This window comes from Schaalia meyeri, from assembly GCF_900105015.1.
GTDB classification, from domain to species: Bacteria; Actinomycetota; Actinomycetes; order Actinomycetales; family Actinomycetaceae; genus Pauljensenia; species Pauljensenia meyeri.
Genome location: NZ_FNLK01000012.1, coordinates 215,014 through 239,048 on the forward strand (window position 1 = coordinate 215,014; position 24,035 = coordinate 239,048).

Genomic DNA, 24,035 nt, shown 5'->3' on the forward strand with positions numbered 1-24,035 from the left:
CCTGGTAAGACTAGCACCAGCAGGCGAGAGCCTGTCGCCTGTTACAGGCTTCGATCGAGGATCCTGTGTGCCCCGGCTCCTTGATCGGATGAGGCTGCGGGACCCATCCGGTGGATGGGTCCCGCAGTCGGGTTGCGCATCGACGCATCGATTCCCTACCGACGGGACACGATCGTCCCTTCGACGACCGCGCGCACGCCCACCCGATCTCCCGCCCTCGGTGCCGCAGCACCCACCGTACCCCCGGTGGCACTCAGTGCGGCGAGCGCGCGCATCGGGTTCCACACAGTCAGCGAACCGCTGGAGGAAGCCGCAGCCTGCGCGGAACGGTCCCCCGAGCGCTGGCCGCGCCGCATGGGCATGACCTGACCGTCGGGGGACGCCGCGAACACCCGGTTTCGGCGAGCCTCTGCCGCTAAAACCGCCGCACGCAGCCCCTCGCACTCGGCCTCCAGGACCTCGACCCGGCGCTCAAGCTCGAGAATGCGCCGGATACCCGCCAGGTTGATCCCCTCCTCCTGGCTCATTCGCTGCACGTCGCGCAGGCGCTGCACGTCGCGCTTCGTGTAGCGCCTGCCCCGCCCCTTCGTGCGGGCGGGGATCACCAGGCCGAGTCGGTCATACTGACGCAGGGTTTGCGGGTGCATACCGGACAGCTCCGCCGCGACAGAGATGACGAAAGTGATTGCATCATCCGAACCCGTTGTCGTCATGAGCTACTCCTCGGCGTCCCTCACCAGAGAGGCGCGCACATCCCTGTTCCCCTCGGCCTGCGCAAACGCCTTGGCCAGCTTCTTCAGTTCACGGCCGGGCTTGTCGGGAAGCTGAATGGAGACACGGGCGATCAAGTCACCCACCGCCTGCGAGCCCCTCACTCCCGCCCCGCGCACGCGGATCTGCGTGCCCGACGAGGATCCCGCAGGCACCTTCACGGCGGCGGTGGTTCCATCGATTGTGGGCACGTCGACGACGGCACCCAGGATTGCCTCGGACACCGTGACGGGGAGCGTGAGCACCAGGTCGTTCCCTTCCCGCGAGTAAACGGGGTGCGGCTTGACCGTGACGGTAACCTCCAGGTCGCCCGCCGGGCCACCGTACGTGCCGGGCCTTCCGTGCCCTTTGACGCGAACCTTCTGGCCGTCCCTGATGCCGGCGGGGATGCGGACCTTAATCGGGGAGCCGCCGACCTTGATGGTCAGGGTCGCCCCGGTGAGCGCCTGCCGAAACGTGATGGACAGTTTTGCACGCAGCGTCCCGCCCTTTTCGGGCGTGGGCGTCGCGCGCGAGGAGGCACCGAAGGCGTCGCGCGTTCCCGCGCGTGCGCCCGCGCCACCGCCGAAGAGGCCCGAGAGGATGTCCTCGAAGCCGGGGGCCCCGGGGCCCCCGGACGTCTGGAAGCGCACCCGGGGTCCGCCGCCACCCCCGCCGCCGAAGGCGCCGAACAGATCCTCGAATCCCCCGGCGGCTCCCGACCCGGCGGAAAAGCGCGCCCCACCGCCGGTCATAGCGCGAATCGCGTCATAGCGCTTACGATCCGCGTCGTTGGACAGGACGGCGTAGGCCTCGCCGATGTCCTTGAACTTTGCTTCCGCCGCCTTATCGCCCGGGTTCTGATCCGGGTGCCAGCGCCGCGCCAGCTTGCGGTAGGCCTTCGTAACGGTTTTCTTATCCGCCTTCTTGTCGACCCCGAGGACCTTGTAGAAATCCTTGGAGAGCCACTCCTGTTCGCTCATGCGCGCCTCACCTCCTTTCCAGTCGCGAGCGTTGCCTTATTCAGGGTTGTTCACCAGCACCTTCGCGGCGCGAACGACGCGTTCCCCCGGCGATACCCGCTGGTGAGGACCTGCCCGATGACGGGATGGTCGACGTCCGCGCTGGTGGTGGCCATGAGCGCGTCGTGCAGGGTCGGGTCAAAATCGTCGCCCTCGGCGCCGTAGCGCTCGAGTTCGAAGCGCGTCTTGAGGGTGTCCTCGAGCTTGGAGGCGATCGACGCAAAGGGACCGTCTTCCAGGTCGCCGTGGGCGCGGGCCGCCGCGATGTCGTCGAGGACGCTGATCAGCGCCTCGATCACCTCGTCCTGACCATCCGTCTTGTATCCGGGGATGGCTTCTTTCGAGCGCCGCACGAAATTCGCGTACTCCTGGCCCTGGTTGTATAGCTCCGCGTTGGCGCGCGCCAGCTGGTCTTCGACGCTGGCGATGCGTTCAAGGGCATTGGCCAGGTCGGAGTCTTCCACCTGTTCCTCGAAGGCGCTCATGTCGTCGGCCGCAGCGTCGGTTGGCTCCTGAACCTTCTCGCGCTGGCCCGTTTCCTGGGCGGACACACCCTTCTCGGGCTCGGCGGGCACCTGGCCAACCGGGGCCGACTCAAGGGAGTCGGCCCCGGGGGCGTGAGCGTCCTCGCCGGGCGCCGAGAAACCGTTGGTTTCTTCGATGCTCACTTGTTGTCCTCGTCAACGATCTCGGCGTCCACAACATCGTCCTGGGCGGGCGTGTCCTTCTGGGCCTCCTCGGCCTGCTGCTTGGCGTAGATCTCCTGGCCGATCTTCATGCCGGACTCGGACAGGGTAGCCATCGCGGTCTTCACGGCCTCAGTGTCGTCGCCCTTGAGGGCTTCCTTGACGGCGTCGACGTCCTTCTGGACGGCCGAGCGGGTCTCCTCAGAGATCTTATCGGCCTCGTCCTTGAGCAGCTTCTCCGTCGAATAGACGGCCTGCTCGGCCTGGTTACGGGTGTCGGCGTCCTCGCGGCGCTTCTTGTCCTCGGCGGCGTGCTCTTCGGCTTCCTTCACCATGCGGTCGATGTCTTCCTTGGGCAGGGAGGACCCGCCGGTGATGGTGACGGACTGCTCCTTGCCGGTGCCGCGGTCCTTCGCGGAGACGTGGACGATGCCGTTCGCGTCAATGTCGAAGGTGACCTCGATCTGGGGCACTCCACGCGGGGCGGGGGCGATGCCGGACAGCTCGAAGGTGCCCAGCAGCTTGTTGTCGCGGGCAAACTCGCGCTCGCCCTGGTAGACCTGAATGAGCACGGAAGGCTGGCCATCCTCGGCGGTGGAGAAGATCTCCGAGGCCTTGGTCGGGATGGCCGTGTTGCGTTCGATGAGCTTGGTCATGACGCCACCCTTGGTCTCGATACCGAGGCTCAGGGGGGTCACGTCGATCAGCAGGACGTCCTTGCGGTCACCCTGGATGACGCCGGCCTGCAGGGCCGCTCCCACGGCGACGACCTCGTCGGGATTGACGCCCTTGTTGGGCTCGCGACCGCCGGTCAGTTCCTTCACGACCGCGGTGACGGCGGGCATGCGGGTGGAGCCGCCGACGAGCACGACGTGGTCGATCTCGGAGACGGTGACACCGGCCTCGGCCATGACGTCACGGAAGGGCTTCTTGGTGCGCTCGAGCAGGTCGGTGGTGAGCTCCTCGAACTTGGCGCGTGACAGGGACTCATCCAGGTGGATGGGGCCGTCGGCGGTCATGGACAGGTACTGCAGGGAAATGTTCGTGGAGGTCGCGGAGGACAGCTCCTTCTTGGCCTGCTCGGCGGCTTCCTTGAGGCGCTGGAGGGCGACGGGATCCTTGGACAGATCCGCGCCGGTCTTTGCCTTCACCTGGTCGATCAGCCAGTTGACGATGCGCTGATCCCAATCGTCGCCGCCCAGAACATTGTCGCCGGAGGTGGCGCGCACCTGGATGGTGGAGAAGCTGTCTTCGTCCTTACCGACCTCGAGGAGCGAGACATCGAAGGTGCCGCCACCCAGGTCGAAGACCAGGATGAGTTCGTCTTCCTTGCCCTTTTCCAGGCCGTAGGCCAGGGCGGCCGCGGTGGGTTCGTTGACGATACGCTCGACCTTCAGGCCCGCGATCTGCCCGGCGTCCTTGGTGGCCTGGCGCTGCGCGTCGTTGAAGTAGGCGGGAACCGTGATGACAGCCTCGGTGACGGGCTCACCCAGGTACGCCTCGGCGTCGGCCTTCAGCTTCTGGAGGATGCGCGCGGAGATTTCCTGCGCCGTGTACTTCTTGCCGTCGATCTCCGTGGTCCAGTCGGTACCCATGTGGCGCTTGACGGAGGAGATGGTGCGATCGACGTTGGTGACGGCCTGGCGCTTGGCGATCTCGCCGACCAGGACCTCGCCGGTCTTAGAGAAGGCGACGACCGATGGGGTCGTGCGGGCGCCTTCGGCGTTCGGGATGATGGTGGGCTCGCCGCCTTCGAGGACGGCGATCGCAGAGTTGGTGGTGCCCAGGTCGATACCGACTGCACGTGCCATAGTGTGGTTTCCTTTCATCGGCGAGGCCGTCTCCGCCGTGCGGGGGCGGCTCGCGTTGGTTCGTGGTGATTCATGGTGTCGGGGCGTTCCCGACAGACCCTTGAGTCTGATGTACTCAACTTTAGGATCGGGCTTTTTATTCCGCAACCCGAACCCCTCAAACTTGAGCCTGACATGCTCAACTTTCTTTCCACAAAAATATTCCGCCTGAGCCAAAGCCCGCCGCTGCCTCACCCCGCACCCGCGAAGCGCCATCGATAGGGGGTCGTGGGTGCAGCGAAAGCCCGGCCTCGACACTTCGCACACGCAGAAAGTGGCGCGAAACACCATCTCTCTGGCACACTGGAAGCGCTCTCACAGACCGACAGCCCCGTCCACCAACGACGAGCGGAATCAGGACACGACTGGCTGGCTGCCGCCCCGCCAGCCCACCGACACCAGGAACGGCAGGTCACGCATTGGCCGATACACCAGCAGCCGACGGCCCGCAGTCAGGCACAATCACCCCCACCGCCTACGACGCGCGCTACGCGATCCCCGCAGCCGTCGCCGCCTCCGCCAAGGACAAGGTTGCCGCCTGGCAGGACATGAAGTTCGCCATGTTCATCCACTGGGGCGTCTACTCCTCTTACGCCGGGTGGTACAAGGGCGAGAAGCAGGAAGTCGGCTACCCCGAGCAGATCAAAGCCTGGGGCCACCGGCAGACCTGGGACGAACGCATCCCCTTGCAGGGCATCCCCCGCGACGAATACCTGGCCACCGCGCGCACCTTCGCGGCCCCCCACTTCGACGCCACCGCCTGGTGCCAGCAGGCCAAAGATTCCGGCATGAAGATGCTGCTCGTCACCTCCAAGCACCACGACGGCTTCGCCATGTGGGACACGGCCACGACCGACTACAACTTCACCAGGCAGTCCCCCTCCCACCGTGACCCCCTCCTGGAGCTGTCGCAGGCCTGCGAGCAGGTCGGCATCAAATTCGGCCTCTACTTCTCCAACATCGACTGGGAGAAGCAACCCGAGCTCCCGTGGGCGAACGACAACCCCCTCGACGAAGAGGGGTACATGGGCTACATCCACGCTCAGCTCACGGAGCTCCTGGGCGGCAAGTACGGGGAGGTCGCCGAGCTCTGGTACGACATGGGCGATCCCAGCCCCACCCAATCCGACCAGCTGCGCGCCTGGGCACACGAACTGCAGCCGGACATCATGATCAACTCCCGCGTCGGCAACGACCGGGCGGACTTCGAGGTCGGCTGGGACAACGAGATGCAATCCGAGCTGACCCAGGGCCCCTGGGAGTCCGCCGTCTCCATCTTCCACAAGGCATGGGGCTACGCGAACTGGGACGACGCGGCCCCCACCTTCAAGGACACCGGCTACCCGGACCGCCCCGGCGGGGACTGGGACCACGTCGTCGAGGTCGACAACACGACCGCACTGCGCAAGGCGCCCGGCGGCGCCCACCGGAAGATAACCGAGGTCGTGGGCAACATGTTTTCCACCGTCGCCCTGGGCGGACAATTCCTGTTCAACATCGGCCCGAAGTTCGACGGCTCCTTCGACCCGTGGGACGCCTCGGTCCTGAGGGGCATCGGGGATTGGAACCGCGCGCACCCCGGCATCCTCAACAACTCCCGCCCCGCCCACTTCCCCATCGAAACCTGGGGCAAGACCCTGGTCGACGACTCCCACATCTACCTGGGCATCGAGAACTGGCCCGAGGTCGGCACGATCACCCTCAGGGGCGCCGGCTTCAACCGCATCACCTCGGTGAAGCTGGACGGCTTTGACGCCGCCCTGGCCTATACCGCCGCGGGCAACGACCTGATCATCACGCTGCCCGGCGAGCCCGACCAGATCCTGCCCGTCGTCACGGTCACCACGAAGGGGCCACCCACGTACGTGCCCACCGGGCTGACCACCGTGCGGCGGGGGACGACCACGATCCTTGCCCCCGCCCTGGAAACGTTCAAGGCCCCCACCCCCAAGACCGGGGAAACCAGCATCATCGCCTCCGTCACCCCCCGCGCCACGTCTGCCTCCGGCGTCTTCGTCTCCTTTGACACAAAAGGATTGACGGACGACTACGCAACGTACAGGGTCAGCGTCGGCGACCAGGAGACCCGGGGCCTGACCACCGCGGACCTGGCCAAGGGGGTCGGCCCCTTTACCCTCCACCCGAACCGGACTACGCGCATCACCCTGGCCTACGACAACCCGGCGTACGCCCTGAAAGGCTTCGGGAAGGATGCAAGCGTGACCTCCGTTACCGTGACGGTCGAATCCTTCGACACCCCGACTCTCGCTATCTAACCCTCACGAGCGAGGTCGGCGATACCGCCGCCTCCACGGGCACGGGCTTACCGCCCGGCAGCGCCGTGGCGCTCACGAAGCCTGGTGCGCCCCCGGGGCCACCGCCTGGCGGGGCGGGCGCGCGATGGAATGCCCCGCCCCGCTTACACTTGGGGAATGCGCTGCGACCACTACGACTCCGGGACGTGCCGTTCCTGCACCCTGCTGCCCCTGCCCTACGAACAGCAGCTCGCGGGCAAGGCCCAGGCCGTCGCGGCAGCGCTCTCGGACGTCCCGGGGGCGGGCGGCATCCGCTGGCTGGCCCCGGCCTCGTCCCCCCAGGCGGGGTTTCGCACGAGCGTCAAGCTCGTCGTCGGAGGCACCCGCAGGCGCCCAACCCTGGGGATCCTGGGTGCCGACCGGCGCGGCGTTGACCTGCCGGGCTGCCCCATCCAGCACCCCGCCATCAACCGGGCCACGCCCGGCCTCAAGCGCTTCATCCGAACCCTGAGCTTGACCCCCTACGACGTGCCCGCCAGGCGCGGGGAGCTAAAGAACGTCCTCGTCACCGCCGGGGCCAACGAGCGCCTCATGGTGCGATTCGTCCTGCGCTCGCGCGACCGCGTGGCCGACATCCGCCACGCCCTGCCTCTGCTGCGCGACCTGGTGCCAGCCGCGCACGTCGTCACGGCGAACATTCACCCCACGCACGCGGCCATCGTCGAGGGGCCCGACGAGATCATCCTGACTCGCGAGTGCACCCTCCCCCTGGCCGTCGAGGGGCTGGAGCTGGGGCCGCGCTCGTTCGCGCAGACCAACGCGCACATCGCCGCGTCCCTCTACGAACAGGCCTCCGCGTGGGCTTCACTGCCGCTGACGGACGGTCGCCTGCCAAGCAGCCTGTGGGACCTGTACTGTGGCGTCGGCGGATTCGCCCTGGCGTGCGCACGCGGCGGCATCCCCCGTGTGACCGGCGTCGAGGTGTCCTCGGGCGCGATCTCCTCGGCGATCAGCGCCGCACGCCACGCGGGGCTCCGGCGCGACGACGCGCGCTTTATCGCCGAGGACGCCACCGCGTGGGCGCGCGCTCAGAGGGCGGATACCCCCGACGTGATCGTCGTGAACCCCCCGCGCCGAGGCATCGGCGAGGCGTTGGCCGCCTACTTGAACGAGTGCGGCGCGCCCCGCGTCATCTATTCCTCGTGCAACCCCGCATCTCTCGCCAAAGACCTGGCCGTCATGCCCTCCCTGCATGCGACCCATGGCCGCGTCTTCGACATGTTCCCACACACGACGCACGTGGAGACCGCGGTGCTCCTGGAGCGGGCTGATGACCGGCCGCTAAAAGCAGGTGATTGATGGACACTTCGATCATTTGATCGCCCAGGGAACGCGTAAAAACGATCCAAAGCACTATCAGAACACACTAAAGGAAATGATCGCGGGGATGCGCGGCCGATTCAGATGTTTTTCCGGTAGGCTTGATTGAGCAATTGGGATAACGCGGGTTTGAGTCCGATATCTCGATGTCGGGGGACAATGCGAGCATTCATGGAGGAATCATGATTAAAACGATCGGGATTGTGAGCCTATCGAGCGGAATCCTGGGCGAATCATTTATTCGCTTTGAGTCCGACAGAGGCGTTCGCAGGCTGAAGGAATACGGGCTGGATGTAAAGTTCATGCCGCACGCCCTAATGGGAGTGGATTACGTCAAGGCCCACCCGGAGAAACGGGCGGAGGACCTGCTGCAGGCGTTCCGCGATCCGGAGATCGACATGATCCTGTGCGCGATAGGCGGAGACGACACCTACCGCCTCTTACCGTATTTATTTGATCATGATGAGCTTGCGGACGCCGTGGCGGACAAGGTCTTCCTCGGCTTCTCAGACACGACGATCAACCATCTGATGCTCCACAAAGTGGGGCTGAGCACTTTCTACGGGCAGGCGTTCCTCCCGGACATCTGCGAACTGGGCCCGGAAATGCTCCCCTATACCCGGAAGCACTTCGAGGAGCTGATCTCCACCGGGACCATTCGGGAAGTCACCCCCAGCGATACCTGGTACGAGGAGAGGACGAGTTTCGGGCCCGATCAGGTCGGAATGCCGCTGACCGCCCTCCCCGACCACGGGTTCGAGCTATTGCAGGGGCCGCCCGCGTTCTCGGGCAGGGTACTCGGAGGATGCATCGACTCCTTGTACGACCTTTTCAACGCAGAGGCCACTCCGACATGCCTGCCATGTGCGAGGAGTACCAGTTGTTCCCGGATGAAGAGGACTGGAAGGGCCGCATCCTCCTTCTGGAGTCCAGCGAAGAGAAACCCTCGCCAGAAAAGTACCGGCAGGCTCTCGAACACCTCAAGGAACGAGGCGTGTTCGAGGCGGTTTCTGGCGTTCTGGTCGGAAAGCCCATGGACGGGGCCTACGCCGAGGAGTACCGGCAGGCGCTGGCCCAGGTCATCGACAGGCCCGATCTGCCGGTTGTTTTCAACCTGAACGTTGGACACGCAATGCCTCGGTGCATCATTCCATTCGGCGTTGAAGCGGTTGTTGATGCGGACAAGCAGATCATCCGGTTTGCTGGGTGAGTTATATCAGCTGGCATAAGAGACAGGCCAACACCGCTTGGCAGCAGATACACTTCCATCAGGCGAAACAAACCCAGGAGGCAGGCCGTGAGGATCGAACACGTCGCAATGTATGTGAACAATCTTGAGGCCGCTCGTGACTTTTTCGTGCGGTACCTGGGCGGACGCTCCAACGACTGCTACCACAACACACGCACCGGTTTTCGTTCGTACTTCATCAGTTTCGACGACGGAGCGCGGTTGGAGCTCATGACCAGACCGCAGATGGCCGACGACCACAAAGACCTCAATCGCACGGGCTACGCCCACGTCGCCTTCTCCGTCGGGAGCAAGGAAGCGGTCGATGAACTGACCGACACGCTGAAGGCCGCGGGATATGACGTTGTCAGCGGCCCCCGGACGACCGGGGACGGCTACTACGAGAGCTGCGTCGTGGCCATCGAGGACAATCAGGTCGAGATCACGGTCTGATGCGGGCGCCCCTACCCCAACACCACAACGATTTTGCCCGGCGCCGCGTGGGGCTCCATCGCGCGGTGGGCGTCGCCTCTTTTCGCAGGCCTCTGTTCCGCGAATCACTATGGAAACCAAATTTTCCATGCTCGCCTGTGACGTGCCCCGCGCCCGCTACACTTGAGGCAGACGTTAGGAGAAGCATGTCCGTCGAACTGATCACCGCCGCCACTCCCGAGGTCCACGAGGCCATGGGGCGCCTGATTCCCCAGCTTTCCCGGTCCGCCGCCCCCATGAGCGCCGCCGACGTTGAGCGCTTCCTCGCACAAAGCGGCGTACACCTGTTCGTATTCCGTCCCGACCTGGCCAACGCTGACGGCGCGTACCCCATCCTGGGAATGCTGTCCCTGGCCACCTTCGAGATCCCGACGGGCGTGCGCGCGTGGGTTGAGGACGTCGTCGTCGACGAGGCCGCCCGCGGTCAGGGCGCCGGTCAGGCGCTCGTGGTCGCCGCCATCAAGCATGCGCAAAGGATCGGAGCACGCACCGTCGACCTGACCTCCCGTCCCTCGCGCGAGGCCGCCAACCGCCTCTACCAGCGCGCCGGCTTCCAGCTGCGCGAAACAAACGTGTACAGGGTGACGCTCGAACAACAGTGAGACCCGAACATCGGCGAGGTATAAACGTTCGTGGGTCCCTGCTCCCGCGGCCAATCGAGTTTCCCCTCACCTCGTTTGGCTGACACCGTTAACCCGCCAGGTTGCACGTTGGCGGGGCTGCTCGCCGCGCATCCCAGCGGGTTAGTGTGCGAGTCTTCGTTCCGGGCGCTGGCCGGCGTGAGGATTTGTGGCGTGGCTTGTGGGTGTTCGTGGGTGGGGGTGAAACTGTGGTCGCCCCTGCGTGGTGATTTGGTTTGGATTTTGGGGTTTTTGGCGGTGTGGGGGTGGTGTGGGTTTCATGCGGGGGCCTCGATAGGCCCTACCCATGCGCGCGGCTGATCGCCTGGGTGGGGTTGTTGCGCGAGGCTTTGGTGTGGCTTGCGGGGCCTGGTTGGTTGCTGGTGTTCGTGGGCGGTGGCGGGGCCTGGCCGGGCTTCGAGATCGATCACTCCGAGCCGTCAGGCTCGCGTGTGGCGATCGAGCGGGCGGGCCACCGCCCACGGACACAAAGAAGGCCGCCACCCGCGGAAGAGCAGCGAGCAGGCAGCGTGGCAAATGTCCGGGCGGGCCGCCGCCCACGGACACAAAAGAGGCAGGAAATCAGAACTCCTCGTAACGCGCGGGATCCTGGTCGGCCTGACGGCCGTCTGGGCGGGCGAGCACGCTGATGGCCTCCATCTGCTCGGGCGTTAACTCGAAGGAGAAGATGTCCAGGTTCTCGCGCTGACGCTGCGGCGATCCCGACTTGGGCAGGGGCAGGGCACCGAGCTGGTGGTGCCAGCGCAGGATCAGGCGCGCGGGTGACACCCCCACCTGTTGGGCCAGAGACACCACAGCGGGGTCCTCAACGATTCGCCACTTGCGGCCCAGCGGGCTCCAGGACTCGGTGCGGATACCGACCTGTCCGTGGAAGGCCAAGGCATCAGGCTGCGGGAAATAGGGATGCAGCTCGATCTGGTTGACGCTGGGGTATTCTCCGGTCTGCTGATACAGCCGCTGAAGGTGTTCGGGCAGGAAGTTGCACACTCCGACGGAGCGGATGAGCCCGCGATCGCGCGCGTCGAGCAACGCCTGGAAGGCCTGGGCATAGAGGCCGCGTCGGGGGTTGGGCCAGTGGATCAGGTACATGTCCCAATAGTCCAGCCCAGCGCGCATCAGTGATTCTTCGAGCGTGTAGACGGCCTCGTCGTAACGCTGGTGACGGCCCGGCAGCTTGGACACGAGGCACAGCTCTTCGCGGGGCACGCCGCAGCGGCGTACGGCCGCTCCGAGGGCGCCCTCGTTCTCGTAGTTGAAGGCGCTGTCGAGCATGCGGTATCCGGCCTCAATGCCGGAGACCATGGCGGTTACTCCCGCGGATCCGCGCAGGTTGTAGGTGCCCAGGGCGATCGCGGGGACGCGGGTGCCGTCGAGGAGCGTGTATGCGGGTATCTCACTCATGCCCATAGCGTAGGCCACCCCGCACAGCGCGTTCTACCATAGGGGCATGGCACAGCTAGAATTGGACGCCGTCCACGCGAACGCCGTGGACTATCAGCACTTCCTCCTCGACTCCCCTTCTCCCTACCACGCCGCCGAGGTCGTGGCGCAGCGCCTGGTGGACGCTGGCTTCACGCGCGCCTGCGAGCGCCAGCCGTGGGACGCCTCGCCCGGCGGACACGTCATGGTGCGCGACGGCGCTGTGGCCGCCTGGGTGGTTCCAGCGAGTGTGGCCGACGACGCGGGTTTTCGCATCGTGGGCGCGCACACGGATTCGCCGGCGTTTTCGGTCAAGCCCTCGGTCCAGTCGACCACCCCGGACGGGTGGGGTCAGATTGACGTTGAGGTGTACGGCGGCATGATGTGGAATTCGTGGCTGGATCGCGAGCTGACGCTGGCGGGCCGCCTGGTCCTCACCGACGGGTCCGTCGTGCTGGCGCGCACGGGTCCGATTGCCCGCATCCCTCAGCTGGCGATTCACCTGGATCGGAACGTGAACCCGGACGGGCTAAAGCTCGATCCGCAGCAGCACCTGCACCCCGTCTGGACTGTGGATAACCCAAGCGGCGACCTCTTAGAGCACGTGGCCCGCACGGCGGGTCTGGACGACGCTTCTGGCGTGGCTTCCTTCGACCTGATCCTCACCCCCAGCCAGGGCCCGGGTTTCTTCGGCGACATTGGCCAGTTCGTGGCCGCCTCGCGCCAGGACAACCTCTCCAGTGTGCACCCCGGCCTGGTGGCCTTGGAACGTCTGGCCGCGGACGCGCCACAGTCGGGGGACATCACGGTGTTCATGTGTTTCGATCACGAGGAGGTGGGCTCAGAGTCGCGCACGGGCGCGGCGGGTCCGATCCTGGAGACGGTGTTGCGCCGTACGGCCGCGGCGCTGGGCCGCGACGAGGACGGCTACGAGCGGATGCTCGCCGCTTCGTCTTGCGTGAGCGCGGACGCGGCCCACTCAGTGCACCCTAACTACGCGGGACACCACGACCCGGATAATCGTCCGGTGATGGGGCGCGGCCCGATCATCAAGATCAATTCGAAGCAGCGCTACGCGACGGACGCCCAGGGCATCGCCCTGTGGAATCGCGCGTGCGCGGCTGCGGGCGTGGCCTCGCAGAGCTTCGTGGGCAACAACGCGATGCCGTGCGGATCAACGATCGGCCCGATCACGGCGACCCGCCTGGGTATCTTGACAGTGGACGTGGGTGTCGGCCTGCTGTCGATGCACTCGGCGCGCGAGATGAGCCACGTGGATGACCTGTTTGCTCTGTCGGCTGCGCTGGAGGCTTACTGGCGCGGCGCGTGAGCCCCCACCGGCCGACACGCGTGTCCCGGTCAGGCCGCCGGCATGTGGGTGCCCCGGCCTCGCTTCGAACAGCGAGGCCGGTGCACCCTGGTCGCGGGCTCAGCAAGAGAGAAAGTCGGCATCCGGGACGCAGCTGAGGGCCTTCGCGACCGCGCGCGTGAAACGTTCATTCATGGCAGGCAGCTGGTCGGCGCGAAAGAACGAGGTCTCGGTGTTCTCCCCGTCGGCCGGGCGGGGTTGCCCGCTGACCCACTCCGCGGCGAATGCGACGTCCAGGTAGGTCGTCACGTCGCCGTTGTCGTAGGTGATGGGGCCGACGACCTCGACGGAGAGGAGTCGGCGCACGTCGATCACGACGTCGGCCTCCTCTTTGGCTTCGCGCGCGGCCGCGAGCGCCGGTTCCTCGCCGGGGTCAACGATGCCGGTGACGGGCGTCCACGCTCCGTTGTCGGAGCGGCACACGCACAGGATTTCGACGCTCTCGGGAGAAATGGGGCTCTGCCAGTCGATCGGAGCAACTCCGCTGGCGGGGCGCATGATGACGACCGTGGTGCCTGGCATCCAGAGGGGCGCGTGGCCGATGTGACGACGTAATTCGAGGACGAAATCGGGTGTTGCCATGGGGCAAGTCTATGCCGCTCACAGGAAGGATGTGATGACGGGCAGGAGCAGGATCTTCACGATGATCGCGAAGGCGAAGAGGGTCGCGTAGGCGGCCTCGATACGCTCGTCGGCGACACGGGCGTCGGCGGCTTGCAGGACGGCGGGCTGGCCGAGGAATCCGGCGATTCCTCCGGCAGCGCGCGCGGCGGAGATCCCGATGAGCTTGCTGCCGAAGGCGTGAAACAGGCAGCAGGCGAAGACCATGATGGCGGCGAGCAGGGCGGCGCGCCACCCCTCGGGGCTGCCGAGCAGAGTGGCGAACTGCGGTCCGGCGTTGAGCCCCAGGGCCGCGAGGAAGAGCATGAGGCCGATCTGGCGGATCGTCAGGTTTGCCGCGGCGGGCAGGGTCCACACGAGCGGACCGGTGCGGCGCAGGGCACCCAGGAGCATGCCGACGATGAGCGGGCCGGCGGCCGCACCCAGCTGGAAGGCCTGTCCGCCGGGGAGCGGGAAGGACACGATGCCCAGGAGCAGGCCGAGGACCATGCCGATACCGAATGCCATGCCGTCCACTTCGGCGACGCGCCGTTCGGAGTCCCCCAGCCACTGCGCGATGTCATCCAGTTCGTCCGTGGGCACCACGACGGCCACGTGGTCGCCCAGCTGCAGGTCGAGGTCGTCGCGCGCCAGCAGGTCCAGGTCGCCCCTGCGCACGCGGGTGATGACGGCACCAAAGCGCTTGGTGACGTTCAGCTCCGACACGCTGCGCCCCGCGACGTCGGGGTTCGATACGACGATGCGCTCGAAGGCCAGGTCGGAGCGATCGTCCTCGAGGTTGTGGTCCAGGATGTCACCCACCAGGGGCGCTGTTTCCTCGATAGAAGCGGGGTCGCCCACCAGCACGACGTGGTCGCCGGGCAGCAGGTCCTCGCCGGGCGCGATGACGCGCGTGCGGCCGTCTCGACGCAGATAGGACAATCGAACGCGCTGCTCACGCCACGCGGCGATCTGGCGCGTGTTAATCGCCTTCGTCACGTGGACGCTGACCGCTTCCAAGGAGGCGCCTGCCAGGGAAGGGGTGTCCTTGGGGCCCAGCCACCGCCTCGTGACCGTGATGGTGACGACGAGGATGCCGACGATAACGCCAATCGGGTATCCGAACGCGTAGCCGACCGCGGCGTTCGGATCCCCGGTGAGCCGCGTCGCCGTGTCCAGGGCGGGGGCCGCGGTCAGGGCTCCCGTGAACAGGCCCGAGGTCAAGCCGGAGGACAGGCCGAGCAGTCGCCCGCCGACGAGCGCAGTCAGCGCTCCCACGACACACACGATCGTGGTGAGCGCCAGGAGGTTCGTTTGTTTGCGCAGGTCGTGGAAGAACGTCGCCCCCGCAGAAATGCCAACAGAGTAGACGAAAAACGCCAGGCCCATGTGCTGGACGATGGACATGTGGGAGCTGACGACCTCGGGATGCATCGCGGAGATCGCCAGCCCGACGAAGAGCGCGCCCGCCGCGCCGAAGCGCAGGGGACCGATTCGGATGGCACCGATCGCCGCCCCCAGTGCAACGACGAGAAAGAGCGCGAGCAGGGGCGACGACGAGAAGAGATCGGCCATGCCTTTCAGGGTACCTGTGCCCTTCCTCGGTAGCCGAGACAACCGCCCGACTCAGCGCGTTATGAAACTCACGGATTGGCTACACTGGTGCGAGAAACTGAAAGGATGGTCATGTCTCAACCAGCACCCGGATGGTATCTCGACCCCGCGGGCAGTACTCGCCTGCGCTGGTGGAACGGCGGCGCGTGGACCGACCAGTTCCAGCCCGTGCCCACGCAGCAGTCGTTCCCCCAGTCGGCCCCTCACGGCGAGGCACCCGTCCCGCCGACAAACTCGGGTGCGTCATTGGCGGAGCAGGGCGTCCGTATGCCGGCCGACCAGCAGGCACCGGCGGTCTCGTCTGACCCCTACAATCCGGTCGGCGTCTCCCCTCAGTTCACCCACGCCAGAGACGATTTTGCGGTGGAGGCGAGGCCGGGCGGCGGCGGCACAAAGCGCGGTTCGAAGTGGACAATCGGAGCGGTCGCCGCCTGGGTGGCCGTCATCGCTCTCACGGTGACCTCCCTGATCACCGCAGTGTCTTACAGGGCCAGCGGGAACGACCTGTCCGAGGCGGAGAATGAGCGCAACAACGCGCAGGTGGAACTCGACCGATCCAAGTCCGAACTCGAGGACGCTCAGCGCGAGCTCCAGGAGGCGCAACAGTGAGCTATGTTCCCACGACGACGCCTCGGCCAACGTCCGCGTCCCCCTCTGCCGCCCCGAAGGTTTTAACGATCGTCGGTGCCCTGATCGCCGTGTGCCTGCTGGTCGCCTCGGTGGCCTTGCAGCTCGGTAGCCATTCTCACAAGCAGCAGGCCGAGCAGGCGAGGAACGAGGCTCAGTCGCTGCGCAATCAGGCTAAGGACGTCGAAACGCAGATCGCGACCGTACGCACTCAGGTTACGGAGGCCAGCAACAAGAAGCAGGCGCAGGAATGGTGTGACGGCTTCACGAGCGCCGATCCGAGCTTGGACACCATCCACAAGAACGCGAGCGCCCTGGCGTCCATGCCCCAAACGCGGCGCGATGTGATCGCCCAGATCTGCCCACAGAAGAAGGAATTCGCAGAGGGGTACAAGAAGGATTACAAGAAGAATCTCGTCACGGGGGATGTGGACTGCTCGATTTCGGGAAACACCGTGTCCGTGACCGGACGCGTGCAGCTGTCGGCTCCCACCCTCTCAGCGCTCGGTAGCTTCGACGTGAATTTCGATATCTACATCACACGCGGCGAACCCACTTTAGCCGACAAGCCCGCCGACCGCGTCACGGTCACCATTCCTCCGGGGGGACAGGGGACGTACTCGTCGAATGTCCCCGCCCCCTCGTTCGACGAGGCAATTTGCACGGTTCGGCCCACGGGGTTGTGGCCAAGCGGAGTCTAGTCCGATTGTTGCCCGCGATTCCCCGGACAACTAGACTTCCTGACCAGACCCATGGTTTTTATACGACACGGGAGAGGGATCCACGATGAGCGAACCCGCGGAAGGCTGGTACGCCGATCCCAGCGGAGCCGGACAGCTGCGCTGGTGGGACGGGCACGCCTGGACGGAGTACGTCGAATCCTACGAGGGGCAAACCCCGGCCAACGAGCCCCGCATTCCCGACGCAGGCGAGCCAGCAGCCTCATCCCGCGTTGAGGCGCAGCCCGGATTCGACCGGGAGCGAGTTTCCACGCACGATCCCGCTCGCGAGGCGAGCGCCTCGGCAGTCGCCGATCCCACACCCGAGGGGCCCTCCCCGTGGGACACGATCACGGCCTCGGTGCTCACAGGTGCGAACGCCGAGGAAACGGAAAGTGCCGAGGAGGCACCGAAACGATCCGGTGTGCTCAAGTGGGCACTCGGCTGCGCCGCCTCCTGGATGCTGGTCGCGGTCTTCATCGCGGTCCTCGTCGTCGCCTGGTCCCACCTGGGCCCCAGCGGACGCATTCACGAGGACGCAAAGAGACGCGCCGAGACAGCGCGGAGCGAACTGGACGCAGCCCAGTCCACGCTCGATGACATCAACCGTCAGATCGAGGAGGCCCAAAAGTGAGCGCAGCACCCGCACCCCTGCGCGCTGCCACCGTAGCGGGCGCTATCCTTGCCGTCATCTTCATCGTCTTATCCGCCGTGGTCGGCGGTATCAACGCGTGGCGCTCCCACTCGTCCACGGTGTACGAGGCCCAGGCCACGCGTGCCCAGTCCGATAAGGCGGGGGTCGACCAGCAGATCACGGACGCGAAGGCTCGCCTGGACGGGACGAGCGTCCGCGAGGACGCGAAGGCATGGTGCGACTCCGTCACCCGCGATTCCGCTTCCTCGATCCGCGACGCCATCAAGACCTACGATTCTGCGACTCAAGCGGTCAAGGACGCCATCCACGACGAGTGCAGCAAGAAGGAGACGCTGACAAATGCCCAGCGCGCGGCGTCGGCGTCGGACTTCACCATCACGATGGGGGAATGCACGACCGACCAGACGACCACCACGGTCAACGGGACCTTCGCGATTAATTCGTCCAGCGCGGTTGCTTCCCTTGGTTCTCTCGACGTCACTATCCTCGGATACACGGTGGACAAGGGTGCGAGCTTCAACTCGTCGACCCCCTACCAGGGGACCGTCAACGTGACGGTCACTCCGGGCACCTCCGTCCCATTCACCGTGAGCATCCCCTATGATCCCGCAACCTCGGCGAACACCGAGTGCGTGGCGACCATGAACAAGTGGTGGCCCACGGACCTGTAGCACGCCGGCGAGACGCGCCACTTTCCACTATTTCTCTTGTATCCTCGCATAGAATCGACGGAACTCAGCGAAAGGAGCCTCCCGTGAGCAATCCCGTCCAAGGCTGGTACGCCGACCCGGCCGGAAGTACCCAACTGCGCTGGTGGGACGGCACCCAGTGGACCGATCAATACCGCGCAGAGGAGACCACGCCCCCTGGCGCCACTCCGGCGGCTGCAGCGCCGGTGGGAGCCACCCCCACGGGAGCAGCGCCCGTCCGCTTCGTCCCCATCGCGACGGTGCCCCACAGGAGGGCATCGACCGGACAGATCCTCTTCGGAGTTCTCGCCTCGGTCATGGCCGTTGTCTTTGTTGTCAGCTCCCTGGTTACAACGATCATGTACGCGGCTTCAGTCAAAGACTACAGCCGCGCAGAAACGGAACTCATGCAGGCAAACCGTGAGCTTCAAGAGGCCCAGGAGGGCGCCAAGTGAGCGACCAGCACGTCCCCACGCCAACCGATCCCGCCAGGACAGACGCAGGCTCGACGAAGCCCGCCGCTGTGGGCCTTGGCGCATCCCCGCTCGACGCCCAGGCATCGAAGCCCGCAAAGAGCAAAGGCATGTCCATCTACAACTGCGTCACTTCGATCCTCCTCATCGTGTTCCTGGCGGTCACCATCACGATGGCTGTTCTGACGCAGCAGCGCGCGTCGGCTACCCGCAACACCAGGGAAGAGGCTCGGTCCGTCCGCGAGCAGGCCGCCCAGCTGGCCGCGCCCCGCTGGTGCGAGCAGGTCACGGCCGAGCACGCCGACGCAATGGAGGAACTCTACGATCAGTACTACGATGCCAGCACCACCGTGCGCGTCGCCATCGATAAGCAGTGCGCTAAGCGCGTCAACGCCGTCAAGCTCATCCACGCCAACCCGGCGGAAGGCAGCTTCGACACGGAAACTAACTCGTGCTCCATCTCCGAATCGGGCACAACCGCGTCCTGCACCGTCGAGGTCAAGGCGAACGACACCCTCAGGGCCAAGCTCGCCACGTTCTCGTCCACGACGGTAACGCTTAAGATGTGGTTCGACCATCGAAAGATGTTCGTCGCCAATCCCGACAAGGAGATCGAGAACGTCGCCACCGTGACGCTCGACTCCACCGGCATGGCCACTGTCGACTTCGAGGTCCCGTACGATTCGAGCTGGGGCGAATACTACGGGCTCGGGGTATCCTCGTTCTTCCCGAACGAGTAGTCCTGTCAGCCTTTAGCGGAGCCCCATCTCTCCGCGTGTGCAGCGGCCCCGCCGCCTCGGCGCATACGCCCGCGCCACTGCGATGCCGAGTGCGGATCACCCCTTTTGCTCAGTAGTGCTCGTGGGAGTCGTACCCGCGCAGCCGGTCCAGCTCCCGGCGTTCCTTTTTCGTGGGGCGCCCACTCCCCTTGGCTCGTACGGCGACGGGAATGTGGACGCGGGGGCGCTCCGGCGTGCGATCCTCGTAGGCGGTGCGCGCCTGCGGGTAGGACACGCGCTTGACCAGCAGCAGGACGACCCCGAGGATGCGGTCGAAACCCTCGACACGCAGGCGCACCTCGTCTCCGACGCGCAGCTTGTACGCGGCCTTGACTGTTTCGCCGTTGACGCACACGCGCCCCGCGCGGGCGGCCGCCGTGGCTTGGGAGCGCGATTTCAGCTGGCGGGTCGCCCACAGCCAGGTATCGACGCGCACGCCCGCCGACGCGAGTGCACCGGCGGGGATCGTAACGGCTTTAGGGGTGTCACTCATCGGCGCGCACACGGCTAGTTGATGCGGCGGATACGCTTTTGGTGGTGGGGCGTCAACACGATGGCGACCAGCGCGCACAGGATGGGCATTCCAATCAGCATGCCCAGGAGCGCACCCCAGGGGACGACCGGCCACAGGGTGCCCAGCGTCGGGAAGATGCCCGAACGGGCCAGCGTTATGACGGCCAGGACGCCGACGATCAGACCCGACAGGACGGCAGTCGGGATCGCGTTGAGCGCGAGAACGATGCCCTGCCACGTGGTGACATGCCGCCGCATCGCGGGGGCCGCTCCGATCGCGTCCAGCGTGTCCAGGTCCGGTCGCATGTCCGAGGCTGACAGGGTGACGACCAACGCGACCGTTGCGCCCGCCGCCACGATCGCGATGATCGCCGCGACGTAGGGCAGGACCAGGGAGCGCATCGTGGGCACGATGACCTGCGCGGATGCTCCGGGGACCTGACGGGCGATGGTTGCCTGGAAGGCCGGTGCCTCGATCGGCCCAACGGGCTTCTCGATGCTGACCAACTGGCCCAGTGGCAGTGATTGCAGGCCGAGGAGGGAGGCAGCGGTCGGAGACAACACCATGACGTTGACGCGGGTGAGCGGCGAGGCTGCGAATTTTTGCGTCGTCATAACGTGGGCGTCCGGCAGCGCATCGTCGCTGGCTCCGGCCGCCTTCGCCTCCGCGATATCGGTCATGTCGAGGCTGCGCAGCTGCGCCTGCCCCGCGCCATCGATCAGTGTCGGGTCGGGCACCAGCACCCCTCCGGCGTTCAGCGTGGCGATCGCACGCACCATGTCGTCCCCGCTGAGGTAGCCCGCCTGGCGCAGGAAAGTACCGTCGTCGACCATGTAGGCGACGTCCAGCTCCGCCATGGTGCCCATGTCACGGGCCAGCGTAAAGGTCGAACCGTCGACGGGGGACACGGCCTCGACCATGCGCGTCGGACCGCCCGGACCGCTGTTCCACGCCATGCCGTTCAGCATGGCCTCGGAGGTGACCGTCCGCTCCCCGTCAACCGCGTCGTATGCCGCGCTCAGGAGCTCGCGTGAGCGCTTCACCGAGTCGGTCTTGTCGGTGGTCGAGATGAACACCTGCCCGCGTTGGCCCACGTGAGGGCGCGAGTTCCATCCGGCCTCGTTCGACGAGGACAGGGTGATCAGGAGCCCGCACGCGACGAACACCGTCGTCAGGATCGAGGCCATGGCCGGGAACGTGCGGTGCCCGTTACGCACGGCATCGCGCAGCGCGAGACGCATGCTCATGGACGCGCGGCGATTCGGTGCGCGCCAGCGAGTAAAGATGTAGGGGATCGAGCCGATGAGGCCGGCCTCGAGCAGCGCAACGCCCAGGACCAGGGCCAGGATGGAGCCAAGCCACGCGGCGAGCCCCACCAGCGGCAGGCCTGTCAGGAGCGCGATCGGATAGACCACGCGGCGGCGAACCAGGCGGGACGGTTCCCACACGCGGCCGCCGATGATGGCCGACGTGTCGATGTGGGAGGAGGTGCGCGCTGGTGACACGGATGCAACGAGGGAGAGCAGGATCGGCAGCACCGCCGACAGGGCCAGCGGCCACCAGGGCACGATGCCGATCCCCAGGCCGGACCACACGCCGATCCACACCATCGCCACTGCCGAGAAAATCACGGAGAAGATCACAGAGTAGAAGCCGATGAGGGCTCCGTGCGCGATCGTCAGGCGGCGCCCGTCGGAGCGGTCCCCGCCGTTCGCGACGATCATTGCAGCCGTGCGCATGACGGAGCGCTGGGCCACCGTGTACAGGGGCGAGATGAGCAGGATCATCTCGGTGAGAATGAGCAGGATTCCCGCGACCAAGAGCAGGTACTGCCAGGGGCTGGCTCCTCGCGTGGTCTGGGGGATTTCGTACTGGGCGATCTGTGCGGACAGGGCCGAGGTGTCGGGCGGGCTGGCCAGCACCTCGCGCGAGAGCACCGAGAAACCGGAGGCATTGAGCTCGCGGATCTTCGCCCACGACACCGGGACGGCCCCCGTCACGTACCAGGCCGTCTGGGTCCGTCCGGCGACCGCCAGGCGATCGATGGCAAGGGTGCCGTCACCAATGATCGCGCGTCCCGTGCCGCCGATGATCGCGTCAATGACGACGCTGCCCGACAGGGTCTGAGTCGCACGTTCCTTTGCGACCGTGAGCGACAGGTTCAGCGCATCTCCCGCGGAAGCGTTCAAGGCGCGCGCAACATCGTCCGAGATGACGGCGTGATGCGCGGCGAGGGCGCCGTGTTTTCCGCCCGCCTCCACGCGCGGCGCGTCCAGGGAGGAGGTCTGAGTGCCAGAATCGACCGTGAAGCCCGTGCCGTCCGCGGTCGTCAGCCGCAGCTGATACAGGGTGTCGACCGCGATCAGCTGGTCGCCCGTCGGAACCCAGTCGGTGAGCGTCGCCATGGTGACGCTCACTTCCTCGTCCGACGCGGTTTTGGATAGCCGGTCGGCCGTGAAGTCCTGTTCAAGGGCCGTCGTTGATCGGTGCAGCGTCACCGCCTGGACGGCGGAATCGTGGCCCAGCCAGGACGAGGCCTGGTAACGCTGGGAGGTCGTTACGTCCCAGAAGGTGATGGAGGTGATCGCGATGATGATCGGCAGGGAGATAAGAAAGACGGCGGTGAGCGTTCGCCCCAAGCTTTGGCGCGCATCACGAGAGGCGATGCGGAGTACCACTCCCCATCGCCTCATCCGTGTGTTCAGTCGACTCATCAGATCCTTGGTGCTGTGTCTGCCAGCAGGTCCCTCAGCGTGTCTCCGCGTGATCGATCAACGATGCGACCATCGCGCAGGAAGACGGTTCGGTCTGCCCATGCGGCCATTCGGGCCTCATGAGTCACGAGGATACCGGCTACACCGGCATCTATGTGATCACGCAACACCAACATGATCTGTTCGCCGGTGTGAGAATCGAGCGCTCCGGTCGGTTCGTCGGCAAGAATGACCGAGCGGTTACCCACGAGGCCCCGCGCGATGGCGATTCGCTGACGCTGGCCTCCCGATAGGCGCTCGGGGAAGCGGTTCGCGAGGTCGGCGACGCCGACCTCCTCGAGGGCAGCCATGGCGGCCTCGCGCACCTTTGCGGGACTCACACCGTCCAGCTGGAGCGGCATCTCGACGTTTTCGAGCGCCGACAGAGAAGGGATCAGATTGTAGTCCTGAAAGACGTAGCCGATCGAGCGACGACGCACCTCGGCGCGACGCGCCCCGTCCAGCGTGGCCATGTCGATCCCGTTGATGCAGACGTTTCCGCGCGTCGGCCGCTCAAGCCCACCAGCGATCGACAGCAGCGTCGACTTACCGGATCCCGAAGGACCCATAACAGCGAGAAGCTCGCCGGGTGCGACCTCAAGGTCGATCCCGTCGAGCGCTCTCACTCGGATGCCGTCGGCGCCGAACTCATGTCCCACGCCCGTCATCCTGATCGGTAACGGAACAGGCTGGTACATCACACCCCGGCGCGCTCCGCGACACCGACCTCAGCCCAATTCATCATGCGGCCCTTGGCGGCGGCGAAGGCTGCGCGTCGCGCGGCCTCAGAGACTGCCCCGGACTCGATGTGGTCAAGCCAGTTGAGTTCCGCCTCAAGGTCGAAAATGTGACGCTCGAGGATCAGCTTCCACGCGAGCTCGCCCTCGTCGGCCGAGGCCTTCAGGCGGGTAACGTCGCGCAGAGACCCCAGGGTCGAGCGGCGCTGGGTCTGGATCATGGACTCGACATCAACCGTAGGGTCAGCGGCGGCCACCGCGAGCTTCATGACCAGCTCGTCACGTTCGGGATGCTCACGCGGAACGGGGGTGGACCACCATGCGTTGAGGACCTCGCGACCAACATCGGTCAGCTCAAAGACCTCAGAATCGCGGCCCGCGTTGGTCTCGGCGTGGGACACCACCTGGCCGTCGCGCTCAAGGCGCTGCATCGTCTGGTAAACCTGGCCGATATTGAGCGGCCATGCCCCGCACGTCTGTTCCTCGAACATCTGCTTCAAGCGGTAGACACCCGCGGGCTGCTGAGCAACGAGTGCCAGCAGTGCATTGCGAACCGACATAACTCTCCGTTCGTTGTGTGCCGCGTAGGCGATCGTAGTTGAACGGTATCCATCGTACGCCAATTTCGTGGATGGAGTGGAGAATTCACGGTGGGCTACCTAACAAAATCCCTACCGAGTGGTTAGAAGGAGCCTCCTGCAATTTTGGGCCATACCGAGCCACATCGAGGATTATTAACCCCTGAGAGGATTAAAGTTTCAACCGTATTGCAGACGGTCATGA

The 24,035-nt window shown here is 65.8% G+C and carries 22 protein-coding genes and 2 pseudogenes; 13 read left to right on the forward strand and 11 right to left on the reverse strand.

Going from position 1 to position 24,035, the window contains the following annotated elements:
- Nucleotides 1-155: 155 nt before the first annotated feature.
- The 4 genes and pseudogenes from BLT68_RS06395 to dnaK all read right to left on the reverse strand — a co-directional run bounded on the left by BLT68_RS06395 (nucleotide 156) and on the right by dnaK (nucleotide 4,269).
- Nucleotides 156-713: a heat shock protein transcriptional repressor HspR gene (locus tag BLT68_RS06395; protein ID WP_074633316.1), complete on the reverse strand. Its 558-nt coding sequence runs from the start codon at nucleotides 711-713 to the stop codon at nucleotides 156-158.
- A gap of 3 nt (nucleotides 714-716) precedes the next feature.
- The gene (locus BLT68_RS06400) at nucleotides 717-1,733 is read right to left on the reverse strand and encodes a DnaJ C-terminal domain-containing protein (RefSeq protein WP_050695698.1); all 1,017 of its coding nucleotides are present in this window, start codon (nucleotides 1,731-1,733) and stop codon (nucleotides 717-719) included.
- A 36-nt stretch (nucleotides 1,734-1,769) separates the two neighbouring features.
- Nucleotides 1,770-2,440 (reverse strand): annotated as a pseudogene (locus BLT68_RS06405) (nucleotide exchange factor GrpE).
- Complete coding sequence (gene dnaK / locus BLT68_RS06410; RefSeq protein ID WP_050695696.1) at nucleotides 2,437-4,269, reverse strand: molecular chaperone DnaK; 1,833 nt, start codon at nucleotides 4,267-4,269, stop codon at nucleotides 2,437-2,439. Before dnaK ends, BLT68_RS06405 begins: the two are co-directional and overlap by 4 nt.
- Before the next feature lie 458 nt (nucleotides 4,270-4,727).
- Between dnaK and BLT68_RS06415 the strand changes: the two genes are divergently transcribed.
- The 6 genes and pseudogenes from BLT68_RS06415 to BLT68_RS06435 all read left to right on the forward strand — a co-directional run bounded on the left by BLT68_RS06415 (nucleotide 4,728) and on the right by BLT68_RS06435 (nucleotide 10,265).
- Nucleotides 4,728-6,584, forward strand: a complete 1,857-nt coding sequence (locus tag BLT68_RS06415) for an alpha-L-fucosidase (protein ID WP_332838213.1) — start codon at nucleotides 4,728-4,730, stop codon at nucleotides 6,582-6,584.
- Between the two features lie 156 nt (nucleotides 6,585-6,740).
- The gene (locus tag BLT68_RS06420) at nucleotides 6,741-7,922 is read left to right on the forward strand and encodes a class I SAM-dependent methyltransferase (RefSeq protein WP_074633318.1); all 1,182 of its coding nucleotides are present in this window, start codon (nucleotides 6,741-6,743) and stop codon (nucleotides 7,920-7,922) included.
- A 203-nt stretch (nucleotides 7,923-8,125) separates the two neighbouring features.
- Nucleotides 8,126-8,497, forward strand: a pseudogene (locus BLT68_RS09540) (LD-carboxypeptidase); the annotation flags it as partial.
- A gap of 308 nt (nucleotides 8,498-8,805) precedes the next feature.
- Nucleotides 8,806-9,153, forward strand: coding sequence for a S66 peptidase family protein (locus tag BLT68_RS09545; protein WP_408641283.1), 348 nt, complete (start codon nucleotides 8,806-8,808; stop codon nucleotides 9,151-9,153).
- 87 nt (nucleotides 9,154-9,240) lie between these two features.
- Nucleotides 9,241-9,624, forward strand: a complete 384-nt coding sequence (locus BLT68_RS06430) for a VOC family protein (protein WP_050695693.1) — start codon at nucleotides 9,241-9,243, stop codon at nucleotides 9,622-9,624.
- A 185-nt stretch (nucleotides 9,625-9,809) separates the two neighbouring features.
- Nucleotides 9,810-10,265 (forward strand): GNAT family N-acetyltransferase, encoded by a 456-nt coding sequence (locus BLT68_RS06435; RefSeq protein WP_050695692.1) that lies wholly within the window; start codon nucleotides 9,810-9,812, stop codon nucleotides 10,263-10,265.
- Between the two features lie 600 nt (nucleotides 10,266-10,865).
- Here the strand turns inward: BLT68_RS06435 and BLT68_RS06440 are convergent.
- Nucleotides 10,866-11,705: an aldo/keto reductase gene (locus tag BLT68_RS06440; RefSeq protein ID WP_083332389.1), complete on the reverse strand. Its 840-nt coding sequence runs from the start codon at nucleotides 11,703-11,705 to the stop codon at nucleotides 10,866-10,868.
- 46 nt (nucleotides 11,706-11,751) lie between these two features.
- On the opposite strand from BLT68_RS06440, the gene BLT68_RS06445 reads away from it, so the two are divergent.
- On the forward strand, nucleotides 11,752-13,053 hold the full coding sequence (locus BLT68_RS06445; RefSeq protein WP_074633321.1) for a M18 family aminopeptidase: 1,302 nt from the start codon (nucleotides 11,752-11,754) through the stop codon (nucleotides 13,051-13,053).
- Between the two features lie 99 nt (nucleotides 13,054-13,152).
- On the opposite strand, the gene BLT68_RS06450 is transcribed toward BLT68_RS06445, so the two are convergent.
- A complete protein-coding gene (locus tag BLT68_RS06450; protein WP_050695689.1) occupies nucleotides 13,153-13,674 on the reverse strand; it encodes an NUDIX domain-containing protein in 522 nt (173 codons plus the stop codon).
- 18 nt (nucleotides 13,675-13,692) lie between these two features.
- On the reverse strand, nucleotides 13,693-15,267 hold the full coding sequence (locus tag BLT68_RS06455; RefSeq protein ID WP_074633322.1) for an aspartate:alanine exchanger family transporter: 1,575 nt from the start codon (nucleotides 15,265-15,267) through the stop codon (nucleotides 13,693-13,695).
- Nucleotides 15,268-15,378: 111 nt separating this feature from the next.
- Here BLT68_RS06455 and BLT68_RS06460 point away from each other — a divergent pair, with 111 nt between their 5' ends.
- The 6 genes from BLT68_RS06460 to BLT68_RS06485 all read left to right on the forward strand — a co-directional run bounded on the left by BLT68_RS06460 (nucleotide 15,379) and on the right by BLT68_RS06485 (nucleotide 19,209).
- The gene (locus BLT68_RS06460) at nucleotides 15,379-15,915 is read left to right on the forward strand and encodes a DUF2510 domain-containing protein (RefSeq protein ID WP_050695687.1); all 537 of its coding nucleotides are present in this window, start codon (nucleotides 15,379-15,381) and stop codon (nucleotides 15,913-15,915) included.
- On the forward strand, nucleotides 15,912-16,634 hold the full coding sequence (locus BLT68_RS06465; RefSeq protein WP_074633324.1) for a hypothetical protein: 723 nt from the start codon (nucleotides 15,912-15,914) through the stop codon (nucleotides 16,632-16,634). The genes BLT68_RS06460 and BLT68_RS06465 overlap by 4 nt, the downstream gene beginning before the upstream one ends.
- Nucleotides 16,635-16,719: 85 nt before the next feature.
- Nucleotides 16,720-17,286: a DUF2510 domain-containing protein gene (locus tag BLT68_RS06470; RefSeq protein ID WP_074633325.1), complete on the forward strand. Its 567-nt coding sequence runs from the start codon at nucleotides 16,720-16,722 to the stop codon at nucleotides 17,284-17,286.
- Complete coding sequence (locus tag BLT68_RS06475; protein WP_074633326.1) at nucleotides 17,283-17,978, forward strand: hypothetical protein; 696 nt, start codon at nucleotides 17,283-17,285, stop codon at nucleotides 17,976-17,978. The genes BLT68_RS06470 and BLT68_RS06475 overlap by 4 nt, the downstream gene beginning before the upstream one ends.
- An 83-nt stretch (nucleotides 17,979-18,061) precedes the next feature.
- Nucleotides 18,062-18,451, forward strand: coding sequence for a DUF2510 domain-containing protein (locus BLT68_RS06480; protein WP_050695683.1), 390 nt, complete (start codon nucleotides 18,062-18,064; stop codon nucleotides 18,449-18,451).
- Nucleotides 18,448-19,209 carry a hypothetical protein gene (locus BLT68_RS06485; protein WP_050695682.1) on the forward strand — a complete coding sequence of 254 codons (762 nt, stop codon included), beginning with the start codon at nucleotides 18,448-18,450 and terminating at the stop codon, nucleotides 19,207-19,209. The genes BLT68_RS06480 and BLT68_RS06485 overlap by 4 nt, the downstream gene beginning before the upstream one ends.
- Nucleotides 19,210-19,318: 109 nt before the next feature.
- Here BLT68_RS06485 and BLT68_RS06490 read toward each other — a convergent pair whose 3' ends face one another.
- Genes BLT68_RS06490 through BLT68_RS06505 form a run of 4 tightly spaced genes read right to left on the reverse strand, consistent with a single transcriptional unit; the run spans nucleotide 19,319 to nucleotide 23,812 of the window.
- Nucleotides 19,319-19,741: an RNA-binding S4 domain-containing protein gene (locus tag BLT68_RS06490; RefSeq protein WP_050695681.1), complete on the reverse strand. Its 423-nt coding sequence runs from the start codon at nucleotides 19,739-19,741 to the stop codon at nucleotides 19,319-19,321.
- Between the two features lie 14 nt (nucleotides 19,742-19,755).
- The gene (locus BLT68_RS06495) at nucleotides 19,756-22,455 is read right to left on the reverse strand and encodes an ABC transporter permease family protein (protein ID WP_074633328.1); all 2,700 of its coding nucleotides are present in this window, start codon (nucleotides 22,453-22,455) and stop codon (nucleotides 19,756-19,758) included.
- 20 nt (nucleotides 22,456-22,475) lie between these two features.
- Nucleotides 22,476-23,213, reverse strand: coding sequence for an ABC transporter ATP-binding protein (locus tag BLT68_RS06500; protein ID WP_050695886.1), 738 nt, complete (start codon nucleotides 23,211-23,213; stop codon nucleotides 22,476-22,478).
- Entirely contained in the window at nucleotides 23,213-23,812 is a 600-nt protein-coding gene (locus BLT68_RS06505) for a PadR family transcriptional regulator (RefSeq protein ID WP_050695679.1), read from the reverse strand. The genes BLT68_RS06500 and BLT68_RS06505 overlap by 1 nt, the downstream gene beginning before the upstream one ends.
- Between the last annotated feature and the right edge of the window lie 223 nt (nucleotides 23,813-24,035).